The sequence below is a fragment of the Bradyrhizobium sp. SZCCHNRI3043 genome (genome assembly GCF_032377735.1).
GTDB lineage: Bacteria > Pseudomonadota > Alphaproteobacteria > Rhizobiales > Xanthobacteraceae > Bradyrhizobium.
Map to the genome: position 1 here is coordinate 21731 of NZ_JAUHID010000011.1, position 15846 is coordinate 37576.

The window sequence follows — 15846 nt, forward strand, 5'->3', positions numbered from 1 at the left end:
AGGCCGGCCCCGTGACGGCGGCGTGACACCGCCCGCTTACAGCGCCTTGCGGTAGACGATGAAGCCCGAGCGCTCGGCGATCTTGTCGTAGAGCGCCTGTGCCGTCCTGTTGGTCTCGTGCGTCTGCCAATAGACCCGCGGCGCGCCGGCCTGACGCGCTTCGCGGTAGACCGCCTCGATCAGCGCCCGGCCGACGCCCTTGCCGCGGGCGGCCTCGCTCGTGAACAGGTCGTTGAGATAGCAGAGCGGCCCGATCGTGGTGGTGGCGCGATGAAACAGGTAATGCGCCAAGCCGATCAGCTCGCCACCGCTCTCGGCGACCAGGGCATGCACCGGCTCGTTGGCATCGAAGAAGCGCGACCATGTCATCGCGGTCACCTCGGCCGGCAGCGCCGTCGGCCCGGAACGGCCGTAGAAGGCGTTGTAGCCGTCCCAGAGCGGCAGCCAGCGATCATGGTCGTCGCGCGCGATGGCGCGCACAGTGAGTGCTTCGTGCATGAAGGATTCGTCGTCCGTTTGAAAATCTCGACGGACCTTCGATACGCGCAGCCGTGTTCGCGATCAATCAGGGATGGGCAGCACCGGTTCGGCGGTGGGCGGCCGCATCAGCTCGACGTAGACCGACCGATCCTCCTCGGTCAGCGGCGAGAGCGAGAGCTCGCCCCGTCGCTCGATCAGGATCAGCAGTGACGCCGCCAGCAGGATCGCGAGTGCCAGGGTCACGGCAACGATTACGACCGTTGATTTCATCGCCATTTTGTGTGCGAGACAATCATCGCCTGTTGTCGCGAAAACCGCGAAGGGTTGTCAAAATGGCTTCCTGCTAAGCGGGCATCGACAAGAGGGCGCGAATCGATACCACCGCAATGGTGACGCTGACACCCAATGAGAGCGTGCTGGCCGCGATCGTTGCGACCACGGCGGTGGTCAGGCCGGGCGAAAGGGTGAGCGTTGCGTGGTCGTGAAAGCCGCTGACGGGCGTGCGGAGCCCTCTACGGTGGTTCGACTCCTGCGGCGACGCGCGGCCGCGGACCCAACTGAACTTCGGAACGGAAGCACAACGCCACCGGGACATGAAGTCGAAATCCCTTACCCATACATCCGCGAGCGAATCACTCGCAGAGGTAAATTCTAAGGTAGCGCTGGGCAGGATTGCGGCGGCAAATCAGCAAAAAAGGCAAGAACATGGCGTTCGTGGTATTTGTTCCCGCCTAAACGTGTATTTTCCCCGCTGTTCTACGGGCGGTCGGTAGTTTTACGGTGAGCATGTCACCCGTAGTCGGCGGCGATGCCGGCTGAATCGATCAGTGCCGGCTGCCAATCCATCGCGACGAAACCGGGTGTCTGTTCGACGCGGCGCAGCCAGTTGCGGATCTTCGGGAAGGTCGACAGATCGAAGTCGCAGCGATCGGCGACGTGCGTGTAGCCGTAGAGCGCGATGTCGGCGACCGTCAGCTGTTTCGCGGCAAAGTAATCGTTGCTCTTGAGATGATTCTCCATCACCTGGAGCGCGGCATAGCCGCGCTCCATCCAGTCCTCCAGCGCATGGGTCTGAAGGTCGCGCCCGCCCTTGACCAGGAGCAGCCAGAAATAGGCGGCGCCGATGTTCGGCTCGAGCGCATGCTGCTCGAAGAACATCCACTGCAGCGCTTCGGCGCGCTCGATGCGCTGCTCCGGCACCAGCGGCGTGCCGCCGGCGACATACCAGAGGATCGCGTTCGATTCGGCGATGAAGCGGTCCTCGCCGACTTCCAGCAGCGGCACCTGGCCGCTCGGATTCTTGGCGAGAAAATCCGGCGTGCGGCTCTCGCCGCGCAGAATGTCGATCTCGATCGCCTGATAGGGCGCGTTCAGAAGCGCAAGCGCAAGGCGGACCTTGTAGCTGTTGCCTGACCGCTGCATCGAATAGAGCTTGTACATCCGGCCGATTTCGAGTTCGAGGAATCAAGGGTTGGACGCATCGCGCATCCGGACGCCAGATCGTCCCGCAATGCGGCCAGACAATGATGCCGATGAGCGCAGGCTGCAAGTGCCGGCGGATGGAAAAAGTCGAAATGCGCTACTGCACTGCACTCTCGAATAACAACTTTCCAATAGATTCAAACAATCGAGATCACGCTTGTGCGATGCGCGCGTGTCCACCGATCTCGACGGCGCGATCGGTGAGTGCGCGGCGCAGGGTCAGCGCGAACAGGGCCATCAGAATGATGAGGCCCAGCGGTATCGTCGTCAGCCCGGCGACGCTGCGCGAGAGTAGCGGCACGATCCAGGCGGCCGCGAGCACGCTGAGCTCGTAGTCGCGAAAGCCGTTCGCGAGGCCGTGCCGGACGAAGAAAATGATCGCAACCGCAACGACCACGAGGTCGTAGTCGAGCACGTAGGGCGTCGCCAGCAGGCTCGCGCTCGCCAGTGCCGAAGCCTTGAGATCGAACGCAGCCTCGCTCTGCCACAGCCAGGCAAGTCCGGCCGCGAGCGACAGCGCCAGCAGGCTTTGCAGCGCATAGGCGAACCTGACATCGGCGCCCCAATGGCGCGCGGCGGAGAATACCGACTGGATCTTCTCCCACCCGGTGCCGCCTTGCTCGAGCACGACGCTCTGTGTGAAAGTCATGGACTGGAAGAAGGCGTGCCAGACCTCGTTGCCGAGCGCGGCGAAGCTGATCGCGATCAGCGCGGCCACCGTGGCGGCTGCAGCAGCGATCGTCGGCCAGCGCGTGCCTGCGAGCAGCGCCACGGGAATGAGGACGCCGAATTGCGGCTTGTAGGCGAGCAGGCCGATCAGGATGCCGGCCGCCCACGGCCGGTCGCGCTCCATCAGCAACAGCGCGCCGCCGAGCAGCGCCGCGGTGAAGAACGCGTTCTGGCCGTGACCGATGTTGACGAACACGGCGGGAAAGGCGGTCGCCACCAGCAGGGTCTCGGAACGCGGCAGGATCGCGCGCATGACCGTGAGGTATGCGAGCAGGCTCGACACGACCCAGAGCGCGAGCCCTCCGGCATAGGGCAGCAGGGCGGTGATGGCGGCGATCGCGAAGAAGAAGGGCGGGTAGTGCCAGCCGAAGAACGGCACGTCGCGGCCATCGAACACGGCCTTTTCCATCGCATGCTGCAGCGGCGGATCGTAGGCATCCGCCGCCTTGCCGTGAAGGGTCAGCACGCCTGCCGCATAGACGTTGGAGAAGTCGGTCCCGATCGGCTTGCCGTTGCGGTCGATCAGCCCGTCGGACAGCGCGATCCAGCCGGCGATTGCCGCGATCGTGACCGCGAGCAGAATCCAGCTGTAGGACTTGATCCGCGTGGCCGTGAGCCAGTCGCCGGATCGCAGGGCGCACCCGATAGTGGTCATTTCGGCCTGAGACTCTGGACAATCGTGGGCCCACGCTAGCGGGGCGGTTTTAACGTTCCCTAAAGTCTTGGGAGCCATGTGCCCAAGCTTCTTGCGATGCCGCGCCGCGGGCCTTAAAAGCAGGCGTTTCCCTGACATGACTGGTCGTGGCCCCGAGGGGGTGATCCACGACGCCTGCATAGGAGCTGATGATGTCCTTTCTCGCCGCTGCGCTCGACCGTGTGAAGCCGTCCGCGACCATCGCGGTCACGGATAAAGCGCGCGTCCTCAAAGCGGCGGGCCGCAACGTCATCGGCCTCGGCGCCGGCGAGCCGGATTTCGACACCCCGGACAATATCAAGGAAGCTGCGATCCAGGCGATCCGGGCCGGCAAGACCAAGTACACCGCGGTCGACGGCATCCCCGAGCTGAAGGAAGCCATCATCGGCAAGTTCCAGCGCGAGAACGGCCTCACCTATAAGCCGAACCAGGTGATCGTCGGCGTCGGCGGCAAGCAGGTGCTGTACAATGCGCTGATGGCGACCATCAATCCCGGCGACCAGGTGATCATCCCGGCGCCGTATTGGGTCAGCTATCCGGAGATGGTGGCGCTCGCCGGCGGCGAGCCGGTGCCGGTGGTCTGCACCGCGGCGCATGGCTTCAAGCTGCAGCCGGAGGCGTTGGAGAAGGCGATCACGCCGAAGACCAAGTGGCTGATCCTGTGCTCGCCGTCGAATCCGACCGGCGCGGCCTATACCAAGGCCGAGTTGAAGGCGCTCACCGAGGTGCTGGTCAAGCATCCGCATGTCTGGATCATGACCGACGACATGTACGAGCACCTCGTCTATGACGACTTCGTGTTCACCACGCCGGCGCAGGTCGAGCCGTCGCTGTACGACCGCACGCTGACCGTGAACGGTGTCTCCAAGGCTTATTGCATGACCGGCTGGCGCATCGGCTATGCCGGTGGTCCGGCGCACCTGATCAAGGCGATGGCGACGATCCAGTCGCAGTCGACCTCGAACCCGTGCTCGATCGCGCAATGGGCGGCGGTGGAAGCCTTGAACGGTCCGCAGGACTTCATTCCCGCGAACAACAAGGTGTTCAAGGAGCGCCGCGACCTCGTGGTCTCGATGCTGAACCAGGCGAGCGGCATCGAATGCCCGCGGCCGGAAGGCGCCTTCTACGTCTATCCGTCCTGCGCCGGCACGATCGGCAAGACGGCGCCGTCGGGCAAGGTGATCGACAATGACGAGGCCTTCGTCACCGAGCTCTTGGAGACCGAGGGCGTCGCGGTGGTGCACGGCTCGGCGTTCGGCCTCGGCCCGGCGTTCCGCATCTCCTACGCGACCAAGACCTCCGACCTCGAGGACGCCTGCAAGCGCATCCAGCGCTTCTGCGGCAATCTGAGGTAATCGGGCAACATCCGTCTCGAAACTCCAGAAGCCAAGTTCCAGGCCGAAAGGCGCCATGCTTTGAACATGGCGCCTTTCTCTTGTCGGTCGATAAGTCTGGTGGCGTAGGGTTGGAGTTCGATGCGGCTGCTTCTGCTGTCGATCATGTTGCTTGTGTCGGTTGCTCCATTCGCGCAAGCCCACGCAAATCGCCCCATGCGCGCCGGTGTGCTTGAGTGCGCGGGACGAAAGACTTCCGGCAAGCTCGTGATGTCCCAGTCACGCCTCCGCTGCGTGTTTCGCAGCCAGGGCCGCCAGCCGGAGCGCTATGTCGCCAAGGTCCGGCGCTACGGCCTCGATGTCGGGCTGACGGATGAGACCAGGATGGCGTGGGCGGTCAGCGCACCGGTCAACGATTTCGGCCGCAGCGAGCTGCGCGGGCGCTACGGTGGATTGTCCGCCAACGCTGCGGCTCTGGTCGGCTTCGGCGGCAGCTTCCTGGTGCGCGACACCGATCGCGCCGCCGCCCTGCAGCCGATCAGCCTGCAGGGGCAGACCGGCCTGAACATCGCTGCCGGAATCACCGAGGTCGAGCTGGTGCCGCTGCTGCCGATCCACCCGAGCCCGAGCCGTTCATCGTCCTATTTCTCGCGCTTCTATCGCTGAGCCGCGGAAGCGTTCGGGCGAACGCGTCGCAATGGCCGGCGCGATGGCGCGTGCTGACGGCGCGGCGAATCTGGTGCGACTGTAAGGCTTGTGGCATAGATGTGATGCCCCGTGATCGTCAGTCCGATCGACGGGTCTGCATCACACGTTCATTTCAGCCGGAGTTTTTATTCATGCGCTCGACCATCCTCGCCGGGCTCGCTGCTGCGGTCGTCCTCTGCACCGGCGGCGCTGCCCAGGCGCAAGATCGCGTGCGGGTCGGCGTCCTCGAATGCCGCGGTGGCGCCAGCGTCGGCTTCATCGTCGGCTCGGTCACCCATCTCGGCTGCGTGCTGCGCGCCGACGGGCTGCCGGAGGATCGTTACGTCGCGACCATCCGCAAGGTCGGCCTCGATCTCGGCATCACCCAGGAATCGCTGCTGGCCTGGGTGGTCTATGCCCCGGTTGCACGGCTCGGGCCGGGCGATCTCTCCGGCGACTATGCCGGCGCCCAGGGCTCGGCCGCCGTCGGCGTCGGCCTTGGCGGCAATGTGCTGGTCGGCGGCTCCGCCAACTCGATCGCGCTGCAGCCACTCAGCGTCCAGGGCCAGGTCGGCCTCAGCGTCTCGGCGGGGCTGCAAAGCCTCGAATTGCGCCCGGGGCGGTGATCTTCCCTTTGCCGTGAATTGCGGGAAGACGGCGCGATCCCCCGCACTGCAGCAACGTTTTTCGCAGGCCGCCTGCTTGCCAAAGCGGCAGCCGAGGCAGAGCATTCGGCTTTGCCGACCCAATCAAGGGCCGAGCTCCACAACGAGGAGGCGGCGAATGGGACAAGACCTGAGAAGTCCCCGCGGTCCACGGTGCATTGCGCTGGTGGGCCCTTTCCAAAGCGGTAAAACCACTCTGTTGGAGGCGATCCTGGCGCGGACGGGCGTGATCCCACGCGCGGGCAGCGTCGACGCCGGCACATCCGTCGGCGATGCCAGCCCGGAGGCGCGTCAGCACAAGATGAGCGTCGCCATGACGGCGGCGACCACGACCTTCATGGGCGACAGCTACACCTTCCTCGATTGTCCCGGCTCGATCGAATTCATCCACGACATGCGCGCGGCGCTGCCGGCGGTCGATGCCGCCATCGTGGTCTGCGAGGCCGACGAGAAGAAGCTGCCGCAATTGCAGATCATCCTGCGCGAGCTCGAGGAGCTGCGCATCCCGCGCTTCCTGTTCCTCAACAAGATCGACCGCGCCAATGCGCGCATCAGGGAGACGCTTGCCACATTGCAGCCGGCCTCGCGCGTGCCGCTGGTGCTGCGCCAGATTCCGATCTGGAACGGCGAGCTGATCGAGGGCTTCGTCGACCTCGCGCTGGAGCGCGCCTTCATCTATCGCGAGCACAAGGCGTCGGAAGTTGTTGGGCTCGAAGGCGGCGATCTCGACCGCGAGAAGGAGGCGCGCTTCTCGATGCTGGAGAAGCTCGCCGATCACGATGACGCGCTCATGGAGCAACTGCTGGAGGACATCCCGCCGCCGCGCGACGCCGTGTTCGACGATCTCGCGCGCGAATTGCGCGAGGGGCTGATCTGCCCGGTGCTGCTCGGCTCGGCGCTGCGCGAGAACGGCGTGCTGAGGCTGATGAAGGCGCTGCGCCACGAGGCGCCCGGAATCGCCGAGACCGCGCAGCGGCTGGGCGTGAAGGACGCGAAGGAGGCGCTCGGCTACGTCTTCAAGACGTTGCACCTGCAGCATGGCGGCAAGCTGTCATTGACGCGCCTGCTTTCGGGCCATCTCGACGACGGCGCGACGCTGCATGCCGCTTCGGGCGAGGCGGCGCGCGTGTCCGGCATCCTGGCTGCGACCGGCGCCTATGACAGCAAGCGCGCGGGCGCCGAAGCCGGCGACACGGTCGCGCTCGGCAAGCTCGATGCGGTCAAGACCGGAGATACGGTTGCGACCGGCAAGACGGCGCCGCTGCCGCTGGCAAAGGTCGAGGCGTGTCCACCCGTGCTGGCGCTCTCGATCGCCGCCGTGGACCGCAAGGACGACGTCAAGCTCGGCCAAGCCTTGCAGCGGCTCCACGAGGAGGATCCATCGCTGACGATGGTACAGAACCCGCGCACCCACGACACGGTGCTGTGGGGGCAGGGCGAGATGCATCTGCGCGTCGCGCTGGAGCGGTTGCGCGACCGTTTCGGCGTCAACGTGAAATCGCATCAGCCTGCGATCGGCTATCAGGAGACCATCCGCAAGCCGATCACGCAGCGCGGCCGCCACAAGAAGCAGTCCGGCGGTCACGGCCAGTTCGGCGACGTCGTGCTCGACATCAGGCCGCTGCCGCGCGGCGAAGGCTTCCGCTTTGCCGAGAAGGTGGTCGGCGGCGCGGTGCCGCGCAACTACATCCCGGCGGTGGAGGAGGGCGTTGTCGACGCAATGGCCCGTGGCCCCCTGGGCTTTCCGGTGATCGACGTCGAGGTCACGCTGACCGACGGCTCCTATCACAGCGTGGATTCGTCCGACCTCGCGTTCCGCACCGCGGCGCGGGTCGGCGTCGGCGAGGGGCTGCCGCAATGCCAGCCGGTGCTGCTGGAGCCGATTCACACCGTTGAGATCGTCTGCCCCACGGAAGCGACCGCCAGAATCAACGCGATCCTGTCGGCGCGGCGCGGCCAGATCCTGTCGTTCGACACCCGCGACGGCTGGCCGGGCTGGGATTGCGTCCGCGCGATGATGCCGGAGGCCGAGATCGGCGAGCTGATCGTCGAATTGCGCTCGGCCACGGCCGGCGCCGGCAGCTTCACCCGCCAGTTCGACCACATGGCCGAGGTGACGGGCCGCGCCGCCGACCACATCATCGCCTCCCACCGCGACGCCGCCTGAGCCGAACGCTCCGCGCCGAGCAGCACCGGCCCGTCATCCTCTCTCGGGATGGCGGGCCGGATCGCGTCGGGACCTTTGCTCGGGCGCGCAGGGAACAGTGGGCGAGGGCCGGTTCCAGCTTGCCTCCGAAAGCAATTTATGATGTATTTTACATCATTGTCTTTGTCTCAGACATCATTTATGGTGTCTGCTACGTGAGGCCATCGTGATCACGTCGTTCCAGATGCGAGCAGCCCGTGCGCTGCTCGGGATAGATCAGAGAACCTTGGCCGAGCTGGCCGGCGTGTCGCTGCCGACGATCCAGCGGATGGAAGCCTCCACGGGCAACGTCCGCGGCGTGGTGGACTCGCTGACCAAGGTCGTCGATGCGCTCAATCGTGCGGGCGTGGATCTGATCGGTGAGCATTCCCGCAGCGAGAATGGCGGGCGTGGTGTTCGCCTGAAGGACCCGGGGCCGCCCCGCCGCATGGGCCGTCAAACTGACATTGTGCGCGATGACGCGAGCTAGGCTCATCGCGCGGCACGGGGCCCCTGGGCGCTTCGTGTGGGACGCATCGTCGGCTGCGCCGCGGCCCGATGAGGCGACGGGAGCGTGATGGGCATGAGCATCGCAAACGAACACCGTTCGCACGGGCGGGTCGGACATCATGAGCCGACCTTCGCCGAGCTTTATTCCCCCAAACTCCTGACGGTCTTGCGCGAGGGCTACGGCCTCAGCGACTTTCGCGCCGACGCGCTGGCGGGCCTGACCGTGGCGATCGTGGCGCTGCCGCTGTCGATGGCGATCGCGATCGCCTCCGGTGTCTCGCCGGGGCGTGGTCTCTACACCGCCGTGATCGGCGGCTTCCTGGTCTCGCTGCTCGGCGGCAGCCGCTTTCAGATCGGCGGTCCCGCGGGTGCCTTCATCGTGCTGGTCGCTGCGACGGTCGATCGCCAGGGTCTCGATGGCCTGCTGATCGCGACGATGATGTCCGGCGTGATCCTGGTGATCGCAGGATATTTGCGGCTCGGCACCTACATCAAGTTCATTCCCTATCCGGTCACGGTCGGCTTCACCGCGGGCATCGCCGTCATCATCTTTGCCAGCCAGCTGAAGGATCTGTTCGGTATCACGCTTGCGGGCAAGGAGCCGGGCGAGCTGCTTCCGAAGCTCACGGCGCTCGCGCATGGCGCGCCGACCGCGAGCATGTCTGCGGTCGTGACGGCCGCGCTGTCGATAGCGATCATCATCGGCCTCAAGCATCTGCGGCCGACTTGGCCCGGCATCCTGATCGCGGTCGTGGTCGCGGCCATCATCACCTTCGCGCTGCAGCTTCCGGTCGAGACCATTGGGACGAAATTCGGCGGTATCCCGCGCGAGCTGCCGGCGCCGGCGTTGCCGGCGTTCTCGCTCGCCAAGGTCCAGGCGGTGTTCCCCGACGCGATCGCCTTCGCACTGCTCGGCGCCATCGAATCGCTGCTGTCGGCCGTCGTCGCCGACGGCATGACCGGCCGTCGCCATCGCTCGAACTGCGAGCTGGTAGCGCAGGGCTTTGCCAATGTCGGCTCGGCGCTGTTCGGCGGCATCTGCGTCACCGGCACCATCGCGCGCACCGCCACCAACGTTCGCGCCGGCGCACGCGGGCCGGTGTCGGGCATGCTGCATTCGCTGTTCCTGCTGGTGTTCATGCTGATCGCGGCTCCGCTCGCGAGCTACATCCCGCTGTCGGCGCTCGCCGCGGTGCTGGTGGTGGTGGCCTGGAACATGGCCGAGAAGCACGAGTTCGCCACCCTGATCCGATCGTCCTGGGGCGATGCCACGGTGTTGCTCGCGACCTTCGGGCTGACGGTCTTCCGCGATCTCACCGAGGGCATCCTGGTCGGCTTTGCGCTCGGCGCCGTGCTGTTCATCAACCGCATGGCGCAGATGACCGGCGTCGAGGACAGCACGCCGCTGGTCGCGCAGGACCGTGCGGATTTCGAGGACAGCGCGCGGGTGCCCTACAATCCCAAGCTCAGCACCGACAAGGACGTGCTGGTCTATCGCATCACCGGGGCGTTCTTCTTCGGCGCCGCCTCGACCGTTGGCACCGTGCTCGACTCGATCGCCGACCGCCGCAAAGCCTTCGTGGTCGATTTCGCCGCCGTGCCGTTCCTGGATTCGACGGCCGCCAACGCCATGAGCCGCGTCGCCGCCAAGGCCAGGCGCCAGGGCATCCGCCTGTTCATCACGGGCGCGTCGCCGACCGTGCGCCGGGCGCTGCTGACCCACGGCGTGCGGCCGCCGCTGGTGCGCTATCGCGAGACAATCGAGCGCGCCGTGGCCGACATCAAGGGCAAGGAGACGGCGCCGGCGGACGTCGCCGATGGGCTCGCCGCGAGCTGACACGCGACCTCAACGCCGCGTCGTCGTTGGGGCCATGGCGCCTCTCGGCCGCTGCGACGCTTTCCCGGGGGGCGACTGCCGAGCCCCAGCATTGACTCCAGCCGGGGCTTGTCCGATGTCACGGCCATGACCCTCGCCGCCAAACCCCGCGCTGCGTGCCTGATCGGCTGGCCTGCCGCGCATTCGCGCTCGCCTTTGATCCATCATCATTGGCTGCACGAGCTTGGCATTGCCGGCGGCTACACCATCGAGGCGGTGCCGCCGGAAGAGCTGGCGGACTTCGTCATGCATCTCGACCGTCGCGGCTTCGTCGGCGCCAACGTCACGATCCCGCACAAGGAGCGCGTGCTGGAGCTGAGCGAGCCGGACGCGCGTGCCCGCGCGGTCGGCGCGGCCAACACGCTCTGGTACGAGGACCGCATCCTGCGGGCCACCAACACCGACGTCGAAGGCTTCATCGGCAATCTGGATGCCGCCGCCCCAGGCTGGGACCGCACCGACGAGGCGCTGGTGCTTGGCTCCGGCGGCTCGGCGCGGGCCGTCGTGTTCGGCCTGCTCGAGCGCGGCATCGGCCGCGTCCACGTCATCAATCGCACCGCGGCGCGCGCACAAGCACTGGCTGATCAGTTCGGCAGCCATGTCGTTGCCGAAGGCTGGGACCGCGTCGGCGCGCTGCTGCCGCGCGCGGGCCTGTTCGTGAACACCACCTCGCTCGGCATGCACGGCCAGCCGCCGCTCGAGCTCGACGTCGAGCTGTTGCCGCAGCAGGCTGTCGTCGCCGACATCGTCTACGTGCCGCTGGAGACGCAGTTGCTCGCGGCGGCGCGGGCGAGGGGGCTGCGCACTGCCGATGGGCTCGGCATGCTGCTGCACCAGGCCGTGCGTGGCTTCGAATTGTGGTTCGGCCGCCGTCCGCAGGTCACGCCCGAGTTGCGCGCGCTGGTCGAGGCCGATCTCACAAGGGCTTGAACGCGGAATAAGCGCAGATGGTCGGCGTCTCATTGATCGAGCGTCCGCGTAGCCCCGCATTGGACGCGGATGATCTTCTCTCGCCCTCGGAGCCCTGCATGTCCGCTCGTCTCGTCCTGATCCGTTCCGTCGCTTCACTCGCCATGGTTGCGGCTGTATCCGCGCTCGCCATTGCCCAGCAGGCGCCGGTGCCGACGCGCGTGCGCGGCGCCATCGAAAGCGTCGACGCCGACATGATGACGGTGAAAGCCCGCAGCGGCGAGATCTTCAAGCTGCGCATGGCCGGTGATCTGCGCGTTTCGGGTGTCGTCAAGGCGCAGCTTTCCGACATCAAGCTGGGCTCGTTCATCGGCGCCACCACGGTGCCCGGCCCGGACGGCGCGCCGAAGGCGGTCGAGATCCACATTTTTCCCGAGGACATGCGCGGCACGGGCGAAGGCTCGCGGTCGTGGGACCTGAAGCCGAATTCGAGCATGACCAACGCCACCGTATCCGAAAGCTCGGTCTCGACCGACGGTCACTCGCTGCTCGTCAAATACAAGGGCGGCGAGAAGCGGGTCGACATCGCGCCGGACACGCCGATCGTGACCTTCGTGCCCGGCGACAAGTCCGAGCTGACGGCCGGCGCCAAGGTGATCGCCACCGTCAAGCCGTTGCCTGACGGCTCGCTCGAGACCAGCCGCGTCAGCGTCGGCCGCGATGGGCTGACGCCGCCGATGTGACCCAGCTCATCTGGAGCGTATGCCGCATCCTGACAAAAGGTGTCGTCCCTGCGAACGCAGGGACCCATAACCCCAGGATGGAGTGTCGGGGCACGCCAGGGTGTCTTAGTCTGAGCAGATGCCCAAACGCACCATGCAGTGGCGCGACCGCCCGAAATAACTGACAGCGGTGGCTATGGGTCCCTGCGTTCGCAGGGACGACAGCTTTTGCTTGGCAAGCGCTTCGGATCATCACGGTGTGAGACCAGCGTCATGCTTTGTCCCAACCGGTTAAGTGTCGATCAATCCGCCAGCACCTTCCGGTCGATCTCGGCCACCGTGTTGATGCCGCACAGGCCCATCGTCGTCAGCAGCTCGTTGCGGATGATGTCGATCGCCTTGGCGACGCCGGCCTGGCCGCCGGCGCCGAGGCCGTAGGCATAGGCGCGGCCGAGCATGCACGACTTGGCGCCGAGCGCGAGCGCGCGCATCACGTCCTGGCCCGAGCGGATGCCGCCGTCGAACATGATCTCGATCTTGTCGCCGACCGCTTCCGCAATGCCGGGCAGCACGTGGATCGAGGACGGTGCGCCGTCGAGCTGGCGGCCGCCATGGTTGGAGACGACAAGCGCCTGCGCGCCGGTCGCGGCCGCGAGCTTCGCGTCCTCGATGTCGTGGATGCCCTTGATGATCAGCTTGCCCGGCCAGATCGAGCGGATCCAGTCGACGTCCTTCCAGTTCAGCGAAGTGTCGAACTGCGCCGCGGTCCAGGCCGAGAGCTTGGTGAGATCCTCGGTGTTCTTCACGTGGCCGGCGATGTTGCCGAAGGTGCGGCGCTTGCCCTGCAGCACGCCCTGCACCCAGGCCGGCTTGGTGGCGAAGTCGAACAGCTTCGACAGCGTCCATTCCGGCGGCACGCTCATGCCGTTCTTGATGTCCTGGTGGCGCTGGCCGATCACCTGCAGGTCGACGGTCAGGCATAGCGCGCTGCACTTCGCGGCGATCGCGCGCTCGACCAGGGCCTTGATGAAGCCGCGATCCTTCATGACGTAGAGCTGGAACCAGAACGGCTTCTCGACGCTGCCCGCGATGTCCTCGATCGAGCAGATCGACATCGTGCTCTGCGTGAACGGGATGCCGGCGGCCTGGGCGGCGCGGCAGGCGTGAATCTCGCCGTCGCCGTGCTGCATGCCCAGGAGGCCGACCGGCGCCAGGATCAGCGGCATCGATGACGGCTCGCCAAGGATCGTCGTCGACAGATCCCGCTTGGACACGTCGACCAGAATGCGCTGGCGGAATTTGATCTTCTGCAGATCGTCGCGGTTGGCCCGCAGCGTCTCCTCGGCATAGGAGCCGCGATCAGCGTAGTCGAAGAAGGCTTTGGGCACGCGGCGCTTGTGCAGCAGGCGCAGGTCTTCAATGCAGGTGACGTGTTTCATCGCGCTCTTCGACTCCCCACCGACGTCTCGTTTCTTGGGCTCGGCAGTCATCTAGCATCTTTGCGGCGCCTGCCAAATCCAACTTGGGAACCGCCACGGCGTCCGGGCAAGACACGCAAACTGCGAGCGTTCCGCAACAGGACGTCAGGGGCCGCCGGAGCGAGCACATTCCTGCTGCGGGGGCGCTCCGAGGGGGGCCCTCCGGAGCCGTCAGGTCGAGTGAAAAATTAGCCTTAACAATGACTTGCGGCGGCCGTGGCGGTTTCGTGGTAATGATTGATCACATTTTTTGAATCCATCTTAGCTTTAAGGCGACTATAACCCGCGGGCTGACCGGAGGGGCTTGCGATGTGATTCGCCCCCGCCGGTAACGAAATCCAGAAGCCGTTGCTGGGGGTCATATGAGCCGTAACTATTTCGGGACCGATGGGATTCGTGGCCGCGCCAACGGCCTGATCACGCCGGAACTCGCGCTCAAGGTCGGGCAGGCCGCAGGTCTTCTGTTTCAGCGCGGCGAGCATCGCCACCGGGTGGTGATCGGCAAGGATACCCGCCTGTCCGGCTACATGATCGAATACGCGATGGTGGCCGGCTTCACCTCGGTCGGCATGGACGTGCTGCTGGTCGGCCCGATGCCGACGCCGGCGGTCGCCATGCTCACCAAGTCGATGCGCGCCGATCTCGGCGTCATGATCTCGGCCTCGCACAATCTGTTCGAGGACAACGGCATCAAGCTGTTCGGGCCGCAGGGCTTCAAGCTGTCAGACGATGTCGAGAAGCAGATCGAGCAGCTGCTGGACGAGTCGCTCGACAAGAAGCTGGCGCAGAGCGCGAGCCTCGGCCGCGCCCGCCGCATCGACGGCGTGCATGATCGCTACATCGAATTCGCCAAACGCACCCTGCCGCGCGACCTCTCGCTCGACGGCCTGCGCGTCGTGGTCGATTGCGCCAATGGTGCGGCCTACAAGGTCGTGCCCGAGGCGCTGTGGGAGCTCGGTGCCGACGTGATCTCGATCGGCGTGGAGCCGGACGGCTTCAACATCAACAAGGAATGCGGCTCGACCTCGCCGGAGGCACTGTGCCGCAAGGTGCGTGAGATGCGCGCCGACATCGGCATTGCGCTCGACGGCGACGCGGATCGCGTGATCCTGGTCGACGAGCGCGGCCACATCGTCGATGGCGATCAGCTGCTCGCGGTCATCGCGCAGAGCTGGAAGGAAGACGGCCGCCTGGCGCGCGCCGGCATCGTCGCGACCGTGATGTCCAATCTCGGTCTCGAGCGCTTCCTGCAGGGGCAGGGGCTCGAGCTGGTGCGCACACCGGTCGGCGACCGCTATGTGCTCGAGCGCATGCTGGCCGACGGCTACAATCTCGGCGGCGAGCAGTCGGGCCATATCATTCTCTCGGACTACGCGACCACGGGGGACGGCTTCGTCGCCGCGCTGCAGGTGCTGGCGACGGTGCAGAGGCTGCGCCGTCCGGTCTCCGAGGTCTGCCATCGCTTCGATCCGCTGCCGCAGATCCTCAAGAACGTCCGCTATCGCAGCGGCAAGCCACTCGACGCGGACGAGGTGAAGTCGGCGATCGACACCGGACAGAAGCGCCTCAACGGCCATGGCCGACTGCTCGTGCGCTCCTCCGGAACCGAGCCGGTGATCCGCGTGATGGGCGAGGGTGACGACCGCGATCTGGTCGAGGAGGTCGTCGACGAGATCGTTGCTGCGGTCGGCAACGCGGCTGCGGCCGCCGCATAATCATCAACCGTCATATTCGGCCTTTGCGGCCTGCCATCATCGTCTGATGGCAGGCCGTTTTGTTGGCAGCTTGTCGTCCTGCGCGCGAGAGCGGTGGGCTCGGGTCTGCCGGCGCGATCCGCGGCTCGTCGTAAAGCGGGCAGGGGCCAGGACAGGGCGATGCATCGATGAAATCGGCCAATCGCGGCGGGCAAGTCTGCCAATCCGTTACGTCGTGCCCGGGCTTGACCCGGGCATCCACGACGTTCCTTCCGAGCGCAACAAGGACGGGGCTGGCCGAGACAGGCCGGCCACGACGATGTGGGAGCAGACGGCGCAAAACGCAGATCGCCATATGCGATCGCTCCGTCTGGAGAGAGGCGATGTCTACAATTTTAAGT

General features: G+C 66.0%; 14 protein-coding genes. 9 read left to right on the forward strand and 5 right to left on the reverse strand.

Translation table 11 applies throughout. The features are described 5' to 3' along the window. Positions 1 to 36: 36 nt before the first annotated feature. From QX124_RS20995 to QX124_RS21010, 4 genes are all read right to left on the reverse strand, one after another. Positions 37 to 498 carry a GNAT family N-acetyltransferase gene (locus QX124_RS20995; protein WP_315733937.1) on the reverse strand — a complete coding sequence of 154 codons (462 nt, stop codon included), beginning with the start codon at positions 496 to 498 and terminating at the stop codon, positions 37 to 39. Positions 499 to 561: 63 nt separating this feature from the next. Then, positions 562 to 756, reverse strand: coding sequence for a hypothetical protein (locus QX124_RS21000; RefSeq protein ID WP_315733936.1), 195 nt, complete (start codon positions 754 to 756; stop codon positions 562 to 564). A 513-nt stretch (positions 757 to 1269) separates the two neighbouring features. After that, the gene (locus QX124_RS21005; RefSeq protein WP_315714112.1) at positions 1270 to 1920 is read right to left on the reverse strand and encodes a glutathione S-transferase family protein; all 651 of its coding nucleotides are present in this window, start codon (positions 1918 to 1920) and stop codon (positions 1270 to 1272) included. Between the two features lie 193 nt (positions 1921 to 2113). Continuing rightward, on the reverse strand, positions 2114 to 3346 hold the full coding sequence (locus tag QX124_RS21010; protein ID WP_315798158.1) for a glycosyltransferase family 87 protein: 1233 nt from the start codon (positions 3344 to 3346) through the stop codon (positions 2114 to 2116). 191 nt (positions 3347 to 3537) lie between these two features. Between QX124_RS21010 and QX124_RS21015 the strand changes: the two genes are divergently transcribed. The 8 genes from QX124_RS21015 to QX124_RS21050 all read left to right on the forward strand — a co-directional run bounded on the left by QX124_RS21015 (position 3538) and on the right by QX124_RS21050 (position 12294). Then, a complete protein-coding gene (locus tag QX124_RS21015) occupies positions 3538 to 4740 on the forward strand; it encodes a pyridoxal phosphate-dependent aminotransferase (RefSeq protein ID WP_315757337.1) in 1203 nt (400 codons plus the stop codon). A 120-nt stretch (positions 4741 to 4860) separates the two neighbouring features. Continuing rightward, on the forward strand, positions 4861 to 5385 hold the full coding sequence (locus QX124_RS21020; RefSeq protein WP_315733932.1) for a DUF992 domain-containing protein: 525 nt from the start codon (positions 4861 to 4863) through the stop codon (positions 5383 to 5385). A gap of 173 nt (positions 5386 to 5558) precedes the next feature. Continuing rightward, positions 5559 to 6032, forward strand: a complete 474-nt coding sequence (locus QX124_RS21025) for a DUF992 domain-containing protein (RefSeq protein WP_315733931.1) — start codon at positions 5559 to 5561, stop codon at positions 6030 to 6032. Positions 6033 to 6189: 157 nt separating this feature from the next. Continuing rightward, positions 6190 to 8238: an elongation factor G gene (locus QX124_RS21030; RefSeq protein WP_315771870.1), complete on the forward strand. Its 2049-nt coding sequence runs from the start codon at positions 6190 to 6192 to the stop codon at positions 8236 to 8238. 205 nt (positions 8239 to 8443) lie between these two features. Beyond that, positions 8444 to 8746, forward strand: coding sequence for a helix-turn-helix transcriptional regulator (locus QX124_RS21035; RefSeq protein ID WP_315757334.1), 303 nt, complete (start codon positions 8444 to 8446; stop codon positions 8744 to 8746). Between the two features lie 93 nt (positions 8747 to 8839). Next, positions 8840 to 10603: a SulP family inorganic anion transporter gene (locus QX124_RS21040; RefSeq protein ID WP_315784136.1), complete on the forward strand. Its 1764-nt coding sequence runs from the start codon at positions 8840 to 8842 to the stop codon at positions 10601 to 10603. A 126-nt stretch (positions 10604 to 10729) separates the two neighbouring features. Continuing rightward, positions 10730 to 11572 (forward strand): shikimate dehydrogenase, encoded by an 843-nt coding sequence (locus QX124_RS21045; RefSeq protein ID WP_315771871.1) that lies wholly within the window; start codon positions 10730 to 10732, stop codon positions 11570 to 11572. A 143-nt stretch (positions 11573 to 11715) separates the two neighbouring features. Beyond that, on the forward strand, positions 11716 to 12294 hold the full coding sequence (locus QX124_RS21050) for a hypothetical protein (protein ID WP_315798235.1): 579 nt from the start codon (positions 11716 to 11718) through the stop codon (positions 12292 to 12294). Positions 12295 to 12575: 281 nt separating this feature from the next. On the opposite strand, the gene QX124_RS21055 is transcribed toward QX124_RS21050, so the two are convergent. Then, the gene (locus QX124_RS21055; protein ID WP_315733926.1) at positions 12576 to 13712 is read right to left on the reverse strand and encodes an alpha-hydroxy acid oxidase; all 1137 of its coding nucleotides are present in this window, start codon (positions 13710 to 13712) and stop codon (positions 12576 to 12578) included. Between the two features lie 401 nt (positions 13713 to 14113). Here QX124_RS21055 and glmM point away from each other — a divergent pair, with 401 nt between their 5' ends. Continuing rightward, on the forward strand, positions 14114 to 15466 hold the full coding sequence (gene glmM / locus QX124_RS21060; RefSeq protein ID WP_315733925.1) for a phosphoglucosamine mutase: 1353 nt from the start codon (positions 14114 to 14116) through the stop codon (positions 15464 to 15466). Positions 15467 to 15846 lie beyond the last annotated feature (380 nt).